Raw genomic sequence first — 16,504 nt, 5'->3', positions numbered from 1 at the left:
GATGACTGAAGAGATGACGACGACGGAAACCCCGGCGGTCGAACCTGCCCCGGTGGTTGAGCCCGTCGAGACCGGGATTTCGACAAGCTCAACCACCGGTGGGGTGACCCCGAGGGATACGTTCGTCGACGGCGCCGCGCTGTTCCCGGGGGACACCGGTGTGCTGCCCATGAAGGTCCGCCAGGCACTGGTGAAGCTGCTGAAGGGGCCGTACATCGACGGCGGCCGGGACGAAAAACTCTGGACCACCCTGCTGGACCACCAGCTGATCCTGCGGAGCCGCCTGTCGGAGCTGTTCCTGACGCTGCAGCTCGACCACGAACGGAAAGTGGCCGTGCTGCGCCCGGTGGACCCGGAAGCGATCGGCGGCAGCACCCGCTCCAGCATCCTGCGCCAGCAGCGTGCGCTCAGCCGGGTGGAGACCATCGTGCTGCTGCGCCTGCGCCTCCTGCTGGACCGCCACGTCACGGCGCAGACGGATCCCACGATCACGAAAGAGGAAATCGCCGAGCTGGTTGCCCACTACCAGCCGTCCGGCCAGCAGGACGCCCTGCGCGACTCCGATGTGGTCAACCGCGCCATCACCAAGCTCCTGGCCCGCCAGCTCCTCATCGCCACCGGCCTCGAGGACGTCTACACCATCTCCAACGCCCTCCCGCTGGCCCTCCCCTTCGAAAACATCGGCGACATCCCCGCCCACATAGAAGCGCTGGTGGCGGCCGCCACCGACCAATCAGGAACAGAACCGCTCCTGGAGTTCGGCGACGACGCCGGTGAGGAACCGAACGACGACGACGGCGATGCCGCCAGCGCCGCGAACACAACCACCGAGGGGGCAGAAGCATGAGCATCCCCACCATGCTGCCCATGGGCGAACTCACCAACCCGGGCCAGATGCGGCTCGCGCTGGTGCAGGTGGTCAACTGGGGCACGTTCCATGGCGCCCACACGATGCACGTGGACCGCAACGGCACCCTGCTGACAGGCAACTCGGGCGTCGGCAAGTCCACGCTGTTTGACGCCATGCTGCGCGTGTTCGACGCCCGGCCGCGGTCCAACGAGGCCGCCGCGCAGCGCTCCGGTGCCGTGGAGGACAAGCGGACCACGTTCACGTACATGCGCGGCAAGGTGGGCGACAAGGCCGTGGGCGAGGGCTCGGCCAGTGCCTTCCAGCGCCCCGGTGCCACGTGGTCCGCCGTCGCCCTGACGTTCGATAACGCGGCCGGCACGAAAGTGACGGTGTCAGCGCTCTTTGACCTGCCGAAAAACGGCACGGAATCGAGCGTCGGGCGGTACTACCTGATCGACAACAAGCCGCTGGACCTTGCCGCCATCGAGGGCATCGCGGAGAAGCGGTTCACCAAGGCTGCACTGGACACCCTCTTCCCGGACGCGCAGGTTTTCGACGTGCACAAGGCGTTTGCGGAGCGGTTCCGGCGGCTGCTGGGCATCAGTTCGGACCAGGCCCTTCCGCTGCTCCGGGTGATCCAGGCCGGCAAGGGACTCGGCGGCAGCGTCAACACCTTCTTCCGGGACCAGGTGCTCGACGCTCCCGCAACGCTGGCCGCGGCGGACGACGTCGTCGAGGAATTCAGCAACCTGATGTCCATCCGGCAGCGGCTGGAGGACGTGCGGCAACAGCGCGACCAGCTGGCTCCGGTACCCGGACTCAACAAGGAGTACGCGCAGTCCCTGCTGGACGCGAACCGCCTGCGGGAGCTGGCCGGCGAAGAGTTTGACGCCTACAAGCAACAGCTCGCGGTGACTGTCCACGAGAAGACCCTGGTCCGATTCAAGGACCTCGCCCACGCAAAAGCCAAGGAGCTCGGCGCGGAGCGTGCGGTCCGGGACGGCCTGGCCAAGGATCTGCGGCAGCTCGAAGCCGACTACAACAACCAGGGCGGCAACGCGATCTCGGCGATCGAGCAGTCGCTGGAGAATGCCCGGGTGGGACTCAAGCTCCGCCAGCAGGTAGAGGAAGCCGCGCGGCAGGCGCTGGCCGATGCCGGGCTGGACCTCGAATGGACGTCCGACGGCTGGGAGCAGGCCCACACGCATGCCGCCGATCGTTCGGCCGAACTCCGGGACGACTCCGAGGCGCTCAAGGAGCTGCGGTTCGAGGCGTTCGACGGCCACGCCACGAAGAAACGCGAGCTGGCCGCGGCCCAGCAGGAACTCGTCTCGCTGAAGACGCGCAAGTCCCTGCTCCCGCCGTCGAGCATTGAAAACCGCACGGCCATCGCGGCGGCAACCGGGGTGCCGGAGGAACGGATGCCGTTCGGCGGCGAGCTGATCGACCTCGCTGACGGGGAGGACCGGTGGCGGCCTGCCGCCGAACGCGCGCTACGGAACCTGGCCACCACGCTGCTGGTTCCCGGCGAGCACTTCGCGGCGGTGACCCGCTACCTGAACGACCACTCCGTCCGCGGCGCACTCCGCGCCGTGGACGTGTCCAAGCCGCTCGCCGGCGGCGCGCTGGCCGTTGAGGACGCGGCCGACGGCGATCTCCTGACCAAGCTGGACATCCTCACCACCGGTCCCGCGGCGGACGCCGGCCAGTGGATCCGTGAGCGGATCGCCGTCGACTTCGCCTACCCGTGCGTCGAGAACCCGGACGACCTGGCTGCGCTGGACAAGGGCCTGAGCCTGGGCGGCGTGGTCAAGCGCAACCGGCACACCGTGGAGAAGGACGACCGCTTCACCAGCAGGCAGGATTACGTCCTCGGCTTCGACAATGCTTCCAAGCTGGAGCTCGTGGCCGTGCAGGTGGAGGACCTCCAGCAGGAACTGGCCAAGGCCGCCGAACTCGCCCAAAGCCGCGAAGAGTCGCACCAGGGAATGACCCGCCAGCTGGAGGCGCTGCGGCGGATCGCCGAGGACCACCGGACCTGGGAACAGGTGTCAGCGGCCGTGGCGGAGGACGAGCTCGGCAGGATCGAGCAGCGCCTCAAGGATGCCCTTGCTGCCCAGGCCGACCTGGAACCGCTGCGGGCCAACATCGAAGCCGCCCGGCACAAGCACCAGTCCAGCACCGAAGCCGCTGCGGTTCTGCAGAGCGAATACAAGGCGCTGGACCAGCAGCTCACGGCCGCGGATTCGCTGCTGGAAGCCGCGCGGATCCGGCTGCGCCAGGCGCCGCCGTCGGATTCCGCCGTCGCCGCACTGGAACCGTACTTCGGCGGCGTTGACGACGTCACGGAGATGCACGAGCTGGACAACCTGGCCAACCAGGTGCGGACCCGGCTGCTTGCCGAACTGCACGCCGCCGAGTCCCGCGGCCAGGCCACTTCGGAGCGCCTTACCCGCATCTTCGAGGGGTTCGTGCGTGACTGGGGGACCGCAATTTCCGCGGACCACGGCACGTCCATCGGCGCTGCCGGGGAGTTCGAGGCCCGCTATCACGCGATCGTCAGCGACGGTCTTCCCGCGCAGATGGCCGAGTTCCGGCAGTTCTTCAACCAGCGCACCCATGAGTCGTTCAGCACGCTGCTGCACCTCCTGGATGAGGAGCGGCGGTCTATCACCAGCCGCATCCTTCCGCTCAACGGAATCCTGTCGGAGGTCAATTTCCATGAGGGCAGCTTTCTGGAACTGGACATCAAGCAGACCCTGCCGCCCACCGCGAAGCAGTTCAAGGACGCCATCCAGAACGCCCTGAAAATTCGGCACACCCGGCCCTCGCGCGCTGCGGGGGCGGCGGCTACCGGAGCTGAAACGGACGACGACGCCGAGCTCACCAACCGCTACAAGTCGCTGGAAACGCTCGTGAAGCGTTTGGGTTCGCAGGCGCCGGAGGACAGGCGCTGGCGGGCCGAAGTGCTGGACGTGCGCGGGCACCTGTTTATCCAGTGCAAGGAGCACCGGGAAGTATCTGGACCTCGTGGCGGCAAGCGGACCGATGTGTTTATGCACGCGGACACGGGCTCCATGTCGGGCGGCGAGCGGCAGCGGTTCACGGCGTTCATCATGGCAGCGGCCCTCAGCTACCAGCTGGGCATCGCGGAACAGGGCTTCACCACCTACGGCACCGTGATGATGGACGAGGCCTTCGTCCTGGCCTCGGAGGAATTTGCGGGTGCGGGTATCAAGGCGCTGCACGAGTTCGGCTTCCAGCTCCTGCTCGCGGCCCCGGAAAACGTCATCGACCTGTCGAGGCACCTCGGCTCCGTCACGGAAATCCTGCGGGACAAGCGCACCAACCGTTCCGGCGTGCTCACGTCTCCGGTGATCGGGCCGCGGGCCGGTGCCGAGGGCCAGTGGAGGTCCGAGGCGAACCCGGTGGACATCGTCCTGCGCTGACCCCGCCCTCCCACCAGGACGCTCTCTCACTTCCTGCGGGGTTTTCACCATCGCTCTCTCCCTTTCTTCAGGAAAGGGAGAGAGCGATGGTGTTTTTCTGCGTTAAGTGATGGAGCGTTCGGGAATTTCCCACGGTAAGTGAGAGAGCGTTTCAGGTGGCGGCTGCGCGGCAGGCGTCGACCTGGGCCTGGACGATCGCCCCGTAGTGGGCCACCAGCTCATCGAAGTCCCAGCCCTCGAACATGCCGAGCGTGCGCACTGCCTCGCCAAAGCCGGTCATCAGCGCCACCACCGTGGACGCGTGGCGCCGGTCCGGCGTCGTGTCCTTCAGCAGGGCGGCCATGCTGGCGAGGTACCGTTCGCGTGTTTCCAGCCGGGCGGCGTCGGGCGTGGGGGAGTCCTGGATGGTGAACGGAAGCATGGCCCACGGTTCCTTCAGCCCGCGCTCCCGGCGCATCAGGACCCGGAACACCAGTGTGGCGCCCAGCTCGGCCGCCGGGACGTCGAGGTCGGACAGCAGCGACTCGTCGGGCTTGGCGGCGGCAAACAGTTTTTCCTTGGAGCCGTACAGCTTCATCACCAGTGCTGCCGAAACACCGGCGTCGGAGGCGATGTCCCGGACGGTCACGCCCCGGTAGCCGCGTTCGCCGAACAGCCTCCCTGCGGCGTCCAGGATGGCGTCGCGGCTGGAAATCCCGGCGGTGCTCACGCGTCCACCAGCTGTCCGGCCGGAGCATCGATCGTCAGGTCCGCCGTCACCGAGCGGTTGTCCACGGCCAGTTTCCGGGCCATGGCCTGGTGGGTCGCCGGGTGCAGCAGGGTCACGATGTAGCGGCCGGCCAGGGGCAGCGGCAGGGAGTACCTGCCCCCGGAATCGGTCCGGGTTGTCGCCACATGTTCGCCGGAGGCCTGCAGGAGGGTCACCACCGCATCGGGCAGGACGGCACCTCCCACGGTGGCGGTTCCGGCCAGCTCCAGGCGGTCCTCCAGGTGGAAATTCTGCTGAAGCGTGCGGCCGTCAAAATCGAACACTTCCGCCATGGGCGCCCAGCCCGCGGCGTTGGCCACCATCAGGTACGTGCCCGCTCCGGGCAGCGCCACGGAGTAGTTGCCGTCGCTGTCCACGCGGCTCCAGTCCACCGGTTCGCCGCTGGTCTGGAGGACGGTGACGACGGCGGGAGTGACGGGGCGGCGGTCGGCCGTCAGGACGCGTCCCTGCACCACAAGCTCGTTGGCGGCCCGTGCGGGGAGCGCTGCCGTGGGGGCGGCCGCGGCCCGGGGAATGAACACCGCGGCCACCATGGAGGCGGCGGATGCGAGGGCGGCCATCCAGAAGACGTCCTTGAAGGCCTCGAAGGACGGCAGCCGGGCGGACCCCACGGTGAGGGTCACGGAGGTGAGGACAGCGGCGACGGCCGCACTCGAGGTCGAGGTTCCGATGGACCGCACCAGGCTGTTGAGTCCGTTGGCCGAGGCTGTCTCGGTGATGGGCACGGCGCCCATGATCAGGGTGGGCATCGCCGCGTAGGCGATCGCCGTACCGATGCTGACCACCGTGGAGCCGATGATCACGGAGGCGATGGAGTCCCAGAAGAAGACGCGGCCCACGTAGCCCACCACCATGACCGCCGCGCCCGCGATCAGCGCGGACTTCCCGCCGAACCGGCGAATGATGCCGCCGGAAACGGGAGCGAAAACCACCATGGCCAGGCCGGACGGAACCATGCAGAGGCCCGCGGTGATCACGCTCAGCTGGAAACCGTAGCCGGTGGAGGCGGGCAGCTGGAGCTGCTGGGTGGTCAGTAGCATGTTGGCGAACATCGCGAAACCCACCAGCAGGGACGCCAGGTTGGTCAGGAGGACGGGGCGCCTGGCGGAGGTGCGGAGGTCCACCATCGGCTGGCTGACCTTCAGTTCGTACGGGAGCCAGGCGGCCAGGAGAACGGCCGCGGCAAGGAACAGCAGCAGTACCGGCTCGGAACCCCAGCCCCACGAACCGCCCTTGGAAATGGCCAGCAGCAGTGCCGCCAGCGCCGCCGAAAGAATCACGGCGCCGAGGTAATCGAACCGGCCCGGCGTGCGCACTTTGGATTCGGGGACCACCAGGACGACGGCGGTGAGCAGCAGGCTGCCGGCTGCGGCGGAGACCCAGAAAATGGATTCCCAGCCCAGGCTTTCGTAGAGCAGCCCGGCGAGCGGGAGGCCCAGGGCGCTGCCGATACCCAGTGTGGCGCTCATCAGGGCGACGGCGGACCCCATCTTTTCCTTGGGCAGCTCATCGCGCATGATGCTGATGCCCACGGGGATCAAGGCCGAGGAGAACCCCTGCAGTGCCCGGCCGACGATGAGCCAGAGGAAACTTCCCCCGACCGCAGCCACGATGGAGCCGGCAACCATGATGGCAAGGCAGATCACCATCATCTTCCGTTTCCCGTACATGTCCGCGCTTCGGGAAACGATCGGGGTGGCCACGGCGCTGGACAGGAGTGTGGCGGTGACCAGCCAGGAGGCGTCGTCGGCGGTCACGCCGAGGATGCCGGGGAAGTCCGGAAGGAGCGGCACCACGAGGGTCTGCATCAGCGCCACCACGGTTCCGCTCAGCGCGAGGACGGCCGTGATGGCGCCGGGGGACAGGGGTTTGCTGCGTGTTTGGGGCATGGGGGCGGAACCTTCGGGGCGTCAGGCGGCCACAAGGGGTGAACGCGCGTTTACTCTGTAACGAGTGAACCACTGTTCACCCCTCGGTTCAAGAAGATTCAGGGTGCAACGCCTCACATTGCGCCACCCCGCCCTCGCGTAATCTCCTCAACCTGGCAATCATTGAGACAATTACGTTACGCAAAGCTTGCTTAATTCACAGAAGGGTAGGCTAGCCTTACTTAGGTTCGCATCATTGACCTAAGGAGTTCCGTGACTTCCCCCCTCTTCTCCGGCCTCGGCGCCGGCCGCAGCGGCATGGCCGCCGGCCCGTCCCGCCGGGTGCTGCTCAAGACCGCTGGCAAGGCAACCGCTGTTCTGGCCGCGGCCGCGCTCTCGCTCACCGCCTGCTCCACCGGTCCGGCGGCATCCGGCACCGGTACTGCAGCGGCCAGCCAGTCCGCGAGCTCGCAGTTCCCCGTCACCATCAAGCACGTCTTCGGTGAAACGACCATCGAGTCGCAGCCGCAGCGCGTCGTCACGGTTTCCTGGGTCAATGACGACGTCGCACTCGCCCTCGGCGTTGTGCCCGTGGGCGTCCCCAAGAATGAATGGGGCGGCAACGACAAGGGCTCCACGCCGTGGAAGGACGCCAAGCTCGAAGAGCTGGGGGCGGGCTTCGGCACCGAGAAGGCTCCGGTCCAGTTCTCCGAGGCCGACGGCATCAACTTCACCGAGATCGCCAAGCTCAACCCGGACGTCATCCTGGGCGCCTACTCCGGCCTGACGGAAGAGGACTACAAGAAGCTGAGCGAAATCGCTCCGGTCGTCGCCCACCCCGAGATCGCCTACGGCACCTCCTGGCAGGATTCCACCAGCATCATCGGCAAGGCCCTGGGCAAGGAAGCGGAGGCCACCAAGCTCGTCTCGGACACCGAAGCCACCATCAAGGACAAGGTCTCCAAGTACCCGCAGCTTGCCGACAAGAGCTTCATCTACGGCAACCTGGAGCCGGCCAAGAGCGACGGCGTCAATGTCTACACGGCCAACGACAACCGGCCTCGGTTCCTGTCGGAGATCGGCATGAAGCTGGCCCCCGTTGTGGAGGCGAACTCGAAGGGCTCCCAGGAGTTCTTCATCCCGTGGTCCGCCGAGAAGGCCAACGAGCTGGAATCGGACATCTTCGTGACCTGGGTTCCCGACTCCGCCACCACTGATTCCATCAAGGCCGACCCGCTGCTGGGCCAGATCCCGGCCATCAAGAACGGCGCCCTGGTTGCCGACTCGGACAACACGCTCACGCTGTCCATCTCCGCTTCTTCGCCCCTGAGCCTGCCGTGGTCGCTGGACACGTTCCTGCCGCAGCTGGCCGGCGCAGCGGACAAAGTGAAGTAAGCACTCCGCCATGACATCAGGTACGACGACGGCGCCCGCCGGCAGTGAGGCCATCTCACCTTCGGCTCCCGGCACCACGCGCGAACGGACACTTGAGGCCCCGATAGCCGCCGAAGCTGCGGCCGGCAAAGGGCCGCAGGTGCCCGTTCGGGCTGCAGGCGAGCAGGCCGCGTGGCTGCTGGCCGCCGTCGTCGTCCTTGTTCTTGTCGCTGGCGTCTCGCTGGCCGTCGGCGCCCGCGGGCTTCCCCTGGAAACCGTGTGGCAGGCGCTCACGCAATTCAATCCCGGCAATGGCGACCACGCCGTAGTCCATGCACGGATCCCGCGCACCGTCCTGGGCCTGCTCGCCGGCGGTGCCCTCGGACTGGCCGGCGCCGCCATGCAGGGCGTGGCCCGCAACCCGCTGGCCGACCCCGGGATCATGGGGGTCAACGCCGGCGCTGCACTGGCCGTGGTCACCGGCATTTACGTTTTTGGGATCTCCTCCCTGACCGGCTACATCTGGTTCGCGTTCATCGGCGCCGCGGCAGCTGCCGCCGTCGTCTACCTGGTCGCCTCACTGGGCAGGGACGGTGCGACGCCGGTGAAGCTCGCCCTCGCGGGCGCCGCCCTGAGCGCCGGCCTGTACTCGCTCATGAACGTCATCCTGGTCTCGAGCCAGGACACCCTGGACCGGTTCCGGTTCTGGCAGGTGGGCGGGATTGCCGGACGCGACTGGTCCGTGGTGCTGCCCGGGGTGCCCTTCCTCATCCTCGGCGCCGGCATTGTGCTGGCCACCGGGCGCATCCTCAATAGCCTGGCCCTGGGCGATGACATCGCGCGCGGACTCGGCCAGCGGGTAGGCCTTGTCCGCGGCGTCACCGCCCTGGGCATTGTGCTGCTCTGCGGAGGCGCCACCGCCCTCGCAGGGCCCATCGGCTTCGTGGGACTCGTCATTCCGCATGCCGTCCGCTTCCTCACCGGGCCCGACTACCGCTGGATCCTGCCCTTTTCCCTCGTCTTTGCCCCGGTGCTCCTGCTCTCCGCCGACATCCTGGGCCGCGTGGTGCTGCTGCCCGGCGAAGTCCCGGCGGGCATCATGACGGCCCTCGTGGGCGCCCCCGTCTTCGTGTGGCTTGTCCGCCGCGGGAAGGGGGCCGGACTGTGAGCACGCCAGACCTCGCCTCCGTTGGGCGCGAACTGGGCGAAAACGCGCCCGGCACCGAGCGCGAACGGGCAGATAACGCCCTCAAAACCGCGAAAACAGGGCATTATCTGCCCGTTCGCGCTACCGCACTGAACCGGACCGCACTGAACCGGACCGCCGTGCTGGCGTTCGCCGTCGTGGTCCTGTTCGCCGTCAGTGTGCTGCTGGGAAGCTACACCGTGACCATCCCCGACTTCGTCAAAATCCTGCTCGCCCACCTCACGGGCGGCGAGAAGATCCCCGGCGCAAGCTTCATCGTGATGGAAAACAAGCTTCCCCGCGCGGTAATCGGCACCATGATCGGGGCCGGGTTCGGCCTGGCCGGCGCCCTCTTCCAGACCATGCTCCGCAATCCGCTGGCCAGTCCGGACGTCATCGGCATCAGCTACGGGGCCAGCGCCGCAGCCGTCACGGCCATCGTTGTTTTCGGCGCGTCCGGGGCCGTTGTCTCCGGCGCCGCCCTCGCCGGCGCGCTGGGTGTGGCCGCGCTCATCTATGCCATCTCCCGCGGCGGCTCACTGGGTTCCGGGGGGTCCGGCGGCGGAAACCGCGGCAATGCGGCCGGCAGCCGGCTGATCCTGGCGGGCGTGGGCATCGCGGCCGCCCTCCACGCCGTGGTCAGCTTCCTCATGACCCGGGCGGACATCCGCACGGCAGCCGACGCCCTGGTATGGCTCAACGGCTCCCTCAACTCCGCCAGCTGGGACCGCGCCGGAGTCCTCAGCCTTGCCCTGGTGGTCCTCGTCCCCGCCGTCGCGGCATTGTCCGGCCCGCTGCGCATCCTGGAACTCGGCGACGACGCCGCCGCCGGACTCGGCATCAGGGTCGGCTTCACCCGGCTGGCCGTGGTGGTTGTCGCCGTGGCACTCGCTGCGGTGGCGACGGCGGCGGCGGGGCCGGTTGCCTTCGTCGCGTTCCTGGCCGGTCCCATCGCCCGACGCTTCACTGCCAAAGCCAGCCTCCCGGCGTCGGCCTTCGTCGGGGCACTGATTGTGCTGGCCGCAGACTACTTCGCGGCGAATATCGCACCCCTGCTGCTGGACGGCACCGTGCTGCCGGTAGGCGTGGTCACCGGTGCCCTGGGCGCCCCGTTCCTGCTGTGGCTGCTGGTCACTTCCAATCGAAAGGATGCCTGAGATGGCTGTTCTGCGCGCCACGGACCTCACCCTCAAGTACGCCCAACGCACGGTGGTTGACGGGCTGCAGGCGGAGATCCCCGAAGGCAAAGTGACCATGATCGTGGGCGCCAACGCCTGCGGCAAGTCCACCCTGCTCCGCGGACTCTCCCGGTTGCTGAAGCCCGCGGCGGGCGCAGTGACCCTGGACGGCAAGGACATCCACAGCCGCTCCGCCCGCGACGTCGCCCGGACCCTTGGCCTCCTGCCCCAGCACCCCACAGCACCGGACGGCATCACCGTCCGCGACCTGCTGGGACGCGGACGGTACCCGCACCAGGGCTTCTTCCGCAGCTGGTCAGATCATGACGACGCCGCGGTGCAGCGCGCGCTGGAGGCCACCGAAACGCTGGAACTCGCCGGGCGCTACGTGGACGAGCTGTCCGGCGGCCAGCGCCAGCGCGTCTGGATCGCGATGGCGCTCGCCCAGGAAACCGACGTGCTGCTGCTGGACGAGCCCACCACGTACCTGGACCTGGCACACCAGGTGGAAGTGCTGGACCTTGTCACGGACCTCAACCGCACGCGCGGCACCACCGTGGCCATCGTTCTGCACGACCTGAACCTCGCCGCGCGGTACGCGGACCACGTGATCGCCATGAAGGGCGGCCGGATCGTCGCCGAAGGTGCATCCACTGACGTGGTCACGGAGGACCTGGTCCGGGACGTCTTCGGCCTGGAATCGAGGGTGCTTCCCGATCCCGTTTCCGGCACTCCTCTGATCATTCCGCTCGGCCGGCACCACACCACTGCAACTGAACTGGAGCTCGTTTCATGAAAACCCGCGACATTGCCACCACCGAACCCATGACCTTGGCGTTCGAGGTGACGGTCACCGCCGTCCAGGAACTGAGCCCCAACTTCCGCCGCATCACCTTCGGCGGGTATTCCCTGCGCGACTTCGGTGTCCACGGCGGCACCCTGGACCTGCGCGTGAAGCTGATGATCCCGTCGCTTGCCGCCGACGGCACCCGGCTGCCGCTGCCTGTTTTCCAAATGGAGCAGACCGGCTGGTACCGGGAATGGCTGGCCATGGATCCGGCCACCCGCGGCTCCATGCGGACCTACACCGTCAGGCAGGAACGGCTCGACGCCGTCTACCCCGAAATCGACGTGGACTTCGTGATGCACTTCGACGCCGCGGGCAACGGCGGCCCCGCAGCCAACTGGGCCCTGAACGCCAACCCCGGGGACACGCTCACCATCATCGGCCCCAACAACCGTGCCGCGCACTGCGTCACGGCGGAGATCTACTCCGGCATCGAGTGGCGGCCGGGCCTGGCCCAGCGCGTCCTGCTGGCAGGAGACGAGACCGCTGTTCCCGCCATCAGCGCCATCCTCGAAAGCCTTCCGGCCTATATGAGCGGGCACGCGTTCCTTGAGGTCCCCGAGGCCGGCGATTTCCTGGACTTGAAGTCGGACGCCGACGTCGAAGTCACCTGGCTGGCACGCGGCGCCTCGATCGGACGCTCACGTCCGCACGGCGAACTCCTGCAGGAAGCCGTCCGCGCCGCCGTTCCCGAGCCGGGCTGGGTGGGCATCAAGGCCGCGTCCGGCGGGGCCGGTCCGGAACCGGAAGACGTGGACGTGGACCAGGACATCCTCTGGGAAACGCCCGCGAGGATGGAAACCGCGGCCATCGCTGCAACGAAGAACCCCGGGATGCCCGCGGGCGCCATGCCGTTCTACGCCTGGATTGCCGGCGAGGCGGGCGTCATTAAGGACATGCGCCGCTACCTGGTCCGCGACGTAGGCATCGACCGCAAACAGGTCGCGTTCATGGGCTACTGGCGTCAGGGGAAAGCGGAGCTCTAAGCGTTGGTGCGGCCGCGCTGAGTCCGCCTCCACTGCTGACCTTGCCGTCGCTTAGACACCTCCCGCCGCTGCGCTCGGCCGCGGACGGCCTTGCTCCGCTCTGGTCGGCGATGCGCTCCTTAGCAAGCCAACAGTTGCGGCTCGAGGGTCGGTCACCTCAGATTCACCCCGTCTTTCCCTGACGGCTTTTTGGGTTGGGTATCGTGCCGGGATGGGTTCATTTCCTTTGCTTCCGGACAGGAACGGGCGACGGCGGTTTGTTGCCTTGGGGGATTCGTTCACCGAGGGCGTGGGGGACCGGAGCAAGCGGCTGCCCAACGGCGTGCGCGGCTGGGCCGACCGGGTGGCGGAGAAGCTGGCCAAGGCCGAACCCGGGTGGGAGTACGCCAACCTCGCTATCCGCAGCAAGAGGCTCCGGCACGTCATCGACGAGCAGCTGGAGCCGGCGCTCGCCATGGAGCCCACCCTGGTGACCCTGTACGCCGGGGGCAATGACATCCTGGATTTCGGTACCGATGTGGATGCGCTCATGGCCGAGTACGAATCGCTCGTGGCCCGGCTGGCAGCCACGGGTGCCACCGTGGTGCTGTTTACCGGTTTCGACGTCAAGGTGTCCGCTGTCCTGGAGCCCCTCAAGAAGCGCAACACCGCCTACAACCGCCACGTCCGGGAAATCGCCGCCAGGTACAACGCGGTGCTGGTGGATTACTGGTGCTTCGATGCGTTCCACGATCGGCGGATGTGGGACTCAGACCGGCTGCACATGTCCAAAGCGGGCCACAAATACCTGGCCGGTCAAGTCCTGGACCAGCTGGGCGTGCCGCACAAGATCAGCCCGCTGGAGTGGGAACCGCCGTCGAAACTGAGCCTGCGGGAGTGGGAACAGGCGCAGCGGCGCTGGGTGCACGACTGGGTGTTGCCTCTTTTTGGCCGCAAGCTGCGCGGCGTCACCCTCGGGGACAGGCTCAGCCCGCGCTGGCCGCAACCGGTGAAGGTCCCGCGGAAGGGCGGGCTCAAGAAACTCCTCGAGAAGGAACCGTCAGCTGCGTCTGAGGGGAACTAGCTGTCTAGGAGGTTTTCGTAGCCCGGAGCAACCCTGCCGGCGTGGAATTCCTCGACGTCGAACTCGGCGACCCCGTTCGTGTAGAAGGGGTCCTGGACCAGGGTCGCGTCCAGGCTGGCGCGGTCCGCGTTGGACAGCAGCAATGCGCCGGTCCGGGGGATCTTCCGGCCGGCGACAATAAAGATCCCCTGGTCGAAAGCGTCCTGCAGCCACGCGACGTGCGCCTTGAGGTGGAAATCGACGATCTCTTCGGGAACCTTATAAGTCAGGGAGACTACGTACATGCGGCCAGCCTACCGGTTTCACCGCCGGCCCGGCGAGGAGTCCCCGGCCCCGGCCGGGAAGGCTTAGGGAAGCAGTTTCAGCGCGCTGTTCCAGTTGTACCCAGGGTGGGCGTTGCCACCCTGCAGCCCTATGATCAGCAGCTGAAAGGCTTCCAGCTCCCGGGCGCGGCGCAACGGCCCCACATCGACGGCACGCAAACCGGAGTCATTGATGAAGCTGGCCACTGCAGCCTTGGCGTCGGCGGAATCGCCGGCCAGCAGGACGTCCAGCGTCTGTCCGGCCACTTCACCGGCAGCCAGCGTGGAGGCGAAGACCGTGTTGAAGCCCTTAACCACGGTTGCGCCGGGAACCAGCGCCTGGAGTTCCTCTGCCGCGGAGCTCCCGGCGGGCACGGTCAGGGAGTCGAAGGTTTCCGTGTCCACAGGGTTGCAGACGTCCACGATCGTCTTGCCGTTGAGCGCCTCGCCGTAGTGGCCGACGATGTCCCTGGACACCTCGAAGTGGGTTGCAAGGACAACAATGCTGCCCTCAATTTCCTGGCCCGTTGTTCCGGCGGAGGCGTTCGTCCCGGACGCCAGGGCGGACGCGGCCACGGCATCCCGGCTAAGGATCTGGATGCTGCGGCCGGCGCTGGCTGCGCGGGCGGCGATGGCTGCCGCCATGTTGCCGGTGCCGATGATCGTGATGTCAGTCATGACGCTTCCTTAGATCGGAACCGCTGCTCGGACAGCGGGGCTTGAACTGTCAATGATTTTTTCTCCTAGGATGTATCCATGACCGAACCCCGCTGGCTCAACGCTGACGAACGCCGCGCCTGGCTGGCCCAGCTGAGCATCAACACCTTGCTGCCGGCAGCGCTGGACACCAAAATGCACGCCGCGGGTAAGCTTTCGCTCTTCGACTACAACGTACTCGCCATGCTCTCCGAAGCGGAAGGCCGATTCCTCCCGATGAGCGAACTCGCCGCCCGGACCAGCGCCTCGCTGTCGCGGCTGTCCCATGTGGTCACCAAGCTGCAGAACCGCGGGTGGGTGGAACGCCGTCCGCATCCGCGCGATGCGCGCGTCACCACCGCCCATCTGACCGACGACGGCATGGCGACGATCGTGGAGTTGGCGCCCGGCCACGTGGAGGCCGTCCGCTCGCTGTTCCTCGATGCACTCTCCGAGCGGGACGTCGCCGACCTGGCCCGCATTGGCGAGAAGATCGTGGGCCGGCTGGACGCCGACCACTGGATCCTGCGCGAGTCCTGACCCGCGAGTCCTGACGAGCGCCGCGGCCCGTCGCGGTCCGCGGCCGTAGTGTTGGGTCCATGGAATCGCCCATCCAGAGCTACCTGCAGCAGATCCACACCGAGATCGCCCGGCTCAAGGGTGGCAAGCCTTACAGCACCATCCCGGCCATGGCCAACGTGGATCCGGAGCGCTTCGGCATTGCGCTGGCCACCGTCGACGGCCAGGTCTATGAGGTGGGGGACACCCGCGCGGAATTCACCATCCAGTCCATCTCGAAGCCGTTCACCTACGGGCTGGCCCTTGAGGACCTCGGCAACGACGCCGTGGATGCGAAGGTGGATGTCGAACCCTCCGGCGACTCCTTCAACGAGATCTCCTTGGCGGAGGGGACGGGCCGCCCGGCGAACGCCATGATCAACGCGGGAGCACTCACCGCTACATCGCTGATCCGGGGATCCGGCGGCCAGTCCAGCTTCAAACGGATTCTCAGCACCTATTCGGCATTCGCGGGCCGTCAGCTTTCCGTGGACCGGAAGGTCTTCGAGTCTGAGCTGAAACACGGGCACCGCAACACGGCGCTGGCCCACCTGCTGCGCTCCTTCAACATCATCGAGGACGACCCCACGCCAGTCCTGGAGGACTATTTCCGCCAGTGCTCGGTCCTGGTGAACAGCTTCGACCTCGCCATTATGGCCGCCACCCTAGCCAACGGCGGGAAGAATCCGCTGACCCACAGGCAGGTGCTGGGGATCGGTCCGGTGGAACGGGTGTTGTCGGTGATGATGACATCCGGCATGTACGACGACGCCGGTGCCTGGATCAGCAGCGTGGGCATGCCCGGCAAGAGCGGTGTTGCCGGTGGCATCATCGCCGTCCTGCCGGGCCAGGTGGGGCTGGCGGTCTACTCTCCGCCGCTCGATGAACACGGCGGCAGCGTCCGGGGCCTGGCCACTGCCCAGAGGCTCTCCCGGGACATGGAGCTGCACTTCGTCAGGGCTGCGCGCGCGGGGCGTTCGGCCATCCTTGCCTCGTACGACGTCACCGAAACGCCCTCGGGCATCCGGCGCAATGCTGAAGCGGCCGACGTCCTCCGTGCACACGGACACCGGGCACGCGTCGTTGAACTCAACGGTGACCTTCTCTTCGCCGGGACCGAATCAATGGTGCGCGAGCTCAGCAGCCTGGACGACGACGTCGAGCTGGTTGTTCTGGACCTTCGCCGGACCGATCAGGTCAGCGGCGTCGCGGTGCGCATGCTCGATGAAGCGCGGACGGGGCTGTCCAGCGCGGGCCGCGAGCTGGTGCTGATCGAAGCGGACGGCGCGGTGTCGGAGTCCCTAGGAGGCTGCTGAACAACGCGGTTGCGGGGCGGGTGGAACGCCACCAATGGCCGTCTAGCGACGTGTTCTGGTCA

The 16,504-nt window shown here is 67.3% G+C and carries 14 protein-coding genes; 10 read left to right on the top strand and 4 right to left on the bottom strand.

The annotated features are described in order from the left end of the window. Position 1 precedes the first annotated feature (1 nt). Together PV761_RS18600 and PV761_RS18595 are read left to right on the top strand one after the other, a co-directional pair. On the top strand, positions 2-847 hold the full coding sequence (locus tag PV761_RS18600) for a DUF4194 domain-containing protein (protein ID WP_347899035.1): 846 nt from the start codon (positions 2-4) through the stop codon (positions 845-847). Beyond that, positions 844-4,299 (top strand): ATP-binding protein, encoded by a 3,456-nt coding sequence (locus tag PV761_RS18595; RefSeq protein ID WP_347899033.1) that lies wholly within the window; start codon positions 844-846, stop codon positions 4,297-4,299. The genes PV761_RS18600 and PV761_RS18595 overlap by 4 nt, the downstream gene beginning before the upstream one ends. Positions 4,300-4,450: 151 nt before the next feature. Here PV761_RS18595 and PV761_RS18590 read toward each other — a convergent pair whose 3' ends face one another. Then, positions 4,451-5,008: a TetR family transcriptional regulator gene (locus tag PV761_RS18590; RefSeq protein WP_347899031.1), complete on the bottom strand. Its 558-nt coding sequence runs from the start codon at positions 5,006-5,008 to the stop codon at positions 4,451-4,453. Beyond that, a complete protein-coding gene (locus PV761_RS18585; RefSeq protein WP_347899029.1) occupies positions 5,005-6,957 on the bottom strand; it encodes an MFS transporter in 1,953 nt (650 codons plus the stop codon). The genes PV761_RS18590 and PV761_RS18585 overlap by 4 nt, the downstream gene beginning before the upstream one ends. Positions 6,958-7,254: 297 nt before the next feature. On the opposite strand from PV761_RS18585, the gene PV761_RS18580 reads away from it, so the two are divergent. From PV761_RS18580 to PV761_RS18555, 6 genes are all read left to right on the top strand, one after another. Beyond that, on the top strand, positions 7,255-8,331 hold the full coding sequence (locus PV761_RS18580) for an iron-siderophore ABC transporter substrate-binding protein (RefSeq protein ID WP_347899089.1): 1,077 nt from the start codon (positions 7,255-7,257) through the stop codon (positions 8,329-8,331). Between the two features lie 10 nt (positions 8,332-8,341). Further along, entirely contained in the window at positions 8,342-9,478 is a 1,137-nt protein-coding gene (locus PV761_RS18575) for an iron chelate uptake ABC transporter family permease subunit (protein ID WP_347899027.1), read from the top strand. A gap of 128 nt (positions 9,479-9,606) precedes the next feature. Beyond that, positions 9,607-10,653 carry an iron chelate uptake ABC transporter family permease subunit gene (locus PV761_RS18570; RefSeq protein WP_347899087.1) on the top strand — a complete coding sequence of 349 codons (1,047 nt, stop codon included), beginning with the start codon at positions 9,607-9,609 and terminating at the stop codon, positions 10,651-10,653. Position 10,654: 1 nt separating this feature from the next. After that, positions 10,655-11,470, top strand: a complete 816-nt coding sequence (locus PV761_RS18565; protein ID WP_347899025.1) for an ABC transporter ATP-binding protein — start codon at positions 10,655-10,657, stop codon at positions 11,468-11,470. Continuing rightward, positions 11,467-12,507, top strand: coding sequence for a siderophore-interacting protein (locus tag PV761_RS18560; protein ID WP_347899023.1), 1,041 nt, complete (start codon positions 11,467-11,469; stop codon positions 12,505-12,507). Before PV761_RS18565 ends, PV761_RS18560 begins: the two co-directional genes overlap by 4 nt. A gap of 211 nt (positions 12,508-12,718) precedes the next feature. Next, a complete protein-coding gene (locus PV761_RS18555) occupies positions 12,719-13,570 on the top strand; it encodes an SGNH/GDSL hydrolase family protein (protein ID WP_051629044.1) in 852 nt (283 codons plus the stop codon). Here the strand turns inward: PV761_RS18555 and PV761_RS18550 are convergent. Beyond that, positions 13,567-13,854 (bottom strand): YciI family protein, encoded by a 288-nt coding sequence (locus PV761_RS18550; RefSeq protein ID WP_347899021.1) that lies wholly within the window; start codon positions 13,852-13,854, stop codon positions 13,567-13,569. The two genes, PV761_RS18555 and PV761_RS18550, sit on opposite strands and share 4 nt — an antisense overlap. A 63-nt stretch (positions 13,855-13,917) precedes the next feature. After that, complete coding sequence (locus tag PV761_RS18545; protein ID WP_028272377.1) at positions 13,918-14,550, bottom strand: NAD(P)-binding domain-containing protein; 633 nt, start codon at positions 14,548-14,550, stop codon at positions 13,918-13,920. A gap of 78 nt (positions 14,551-14,628) precedes the next feature. Here PV761_RS18545 and PV761_RS18540 point away from each other — a divergent pair, with 78 nt between their 5' ends. Beyond that, positions 14,629-15,108, top strand: coding sequence for a MarR family transcriptional regulator (locus PV761_RS18540; RefSeq protein WP_028272376.1), 480 nt, complete (start codon positions 14,629-14,631; stop codon positions 15,106-15,108). Positions 15,109-15,167: 59 nt separating this feature from the next. After that, positions 15,168-16,442, top strand: coding sequence for a glutaminase A (gene glsA, locus PV761_RS18535; RefSeq protein ID WP_347899018.1), 1,275 nt, complete (start codon positions 15,168-15,170; stop codon positions 16,440-16,442). The last annotated feature ends 62 nt before the right edge of the window (positions 16,443-16,504 follow it).

Source organism: Arthrobacter sp. CC3, assembly GCF_039907775.1.
Lineage (GTDB): Bacteria > Actinomycetota > Actinomycetes > Actinomycetales > Micrococcaceae > Arthrobacter.
This window is presented reverse-complemented; position numbering and strand designations above follow the sequence as displayed.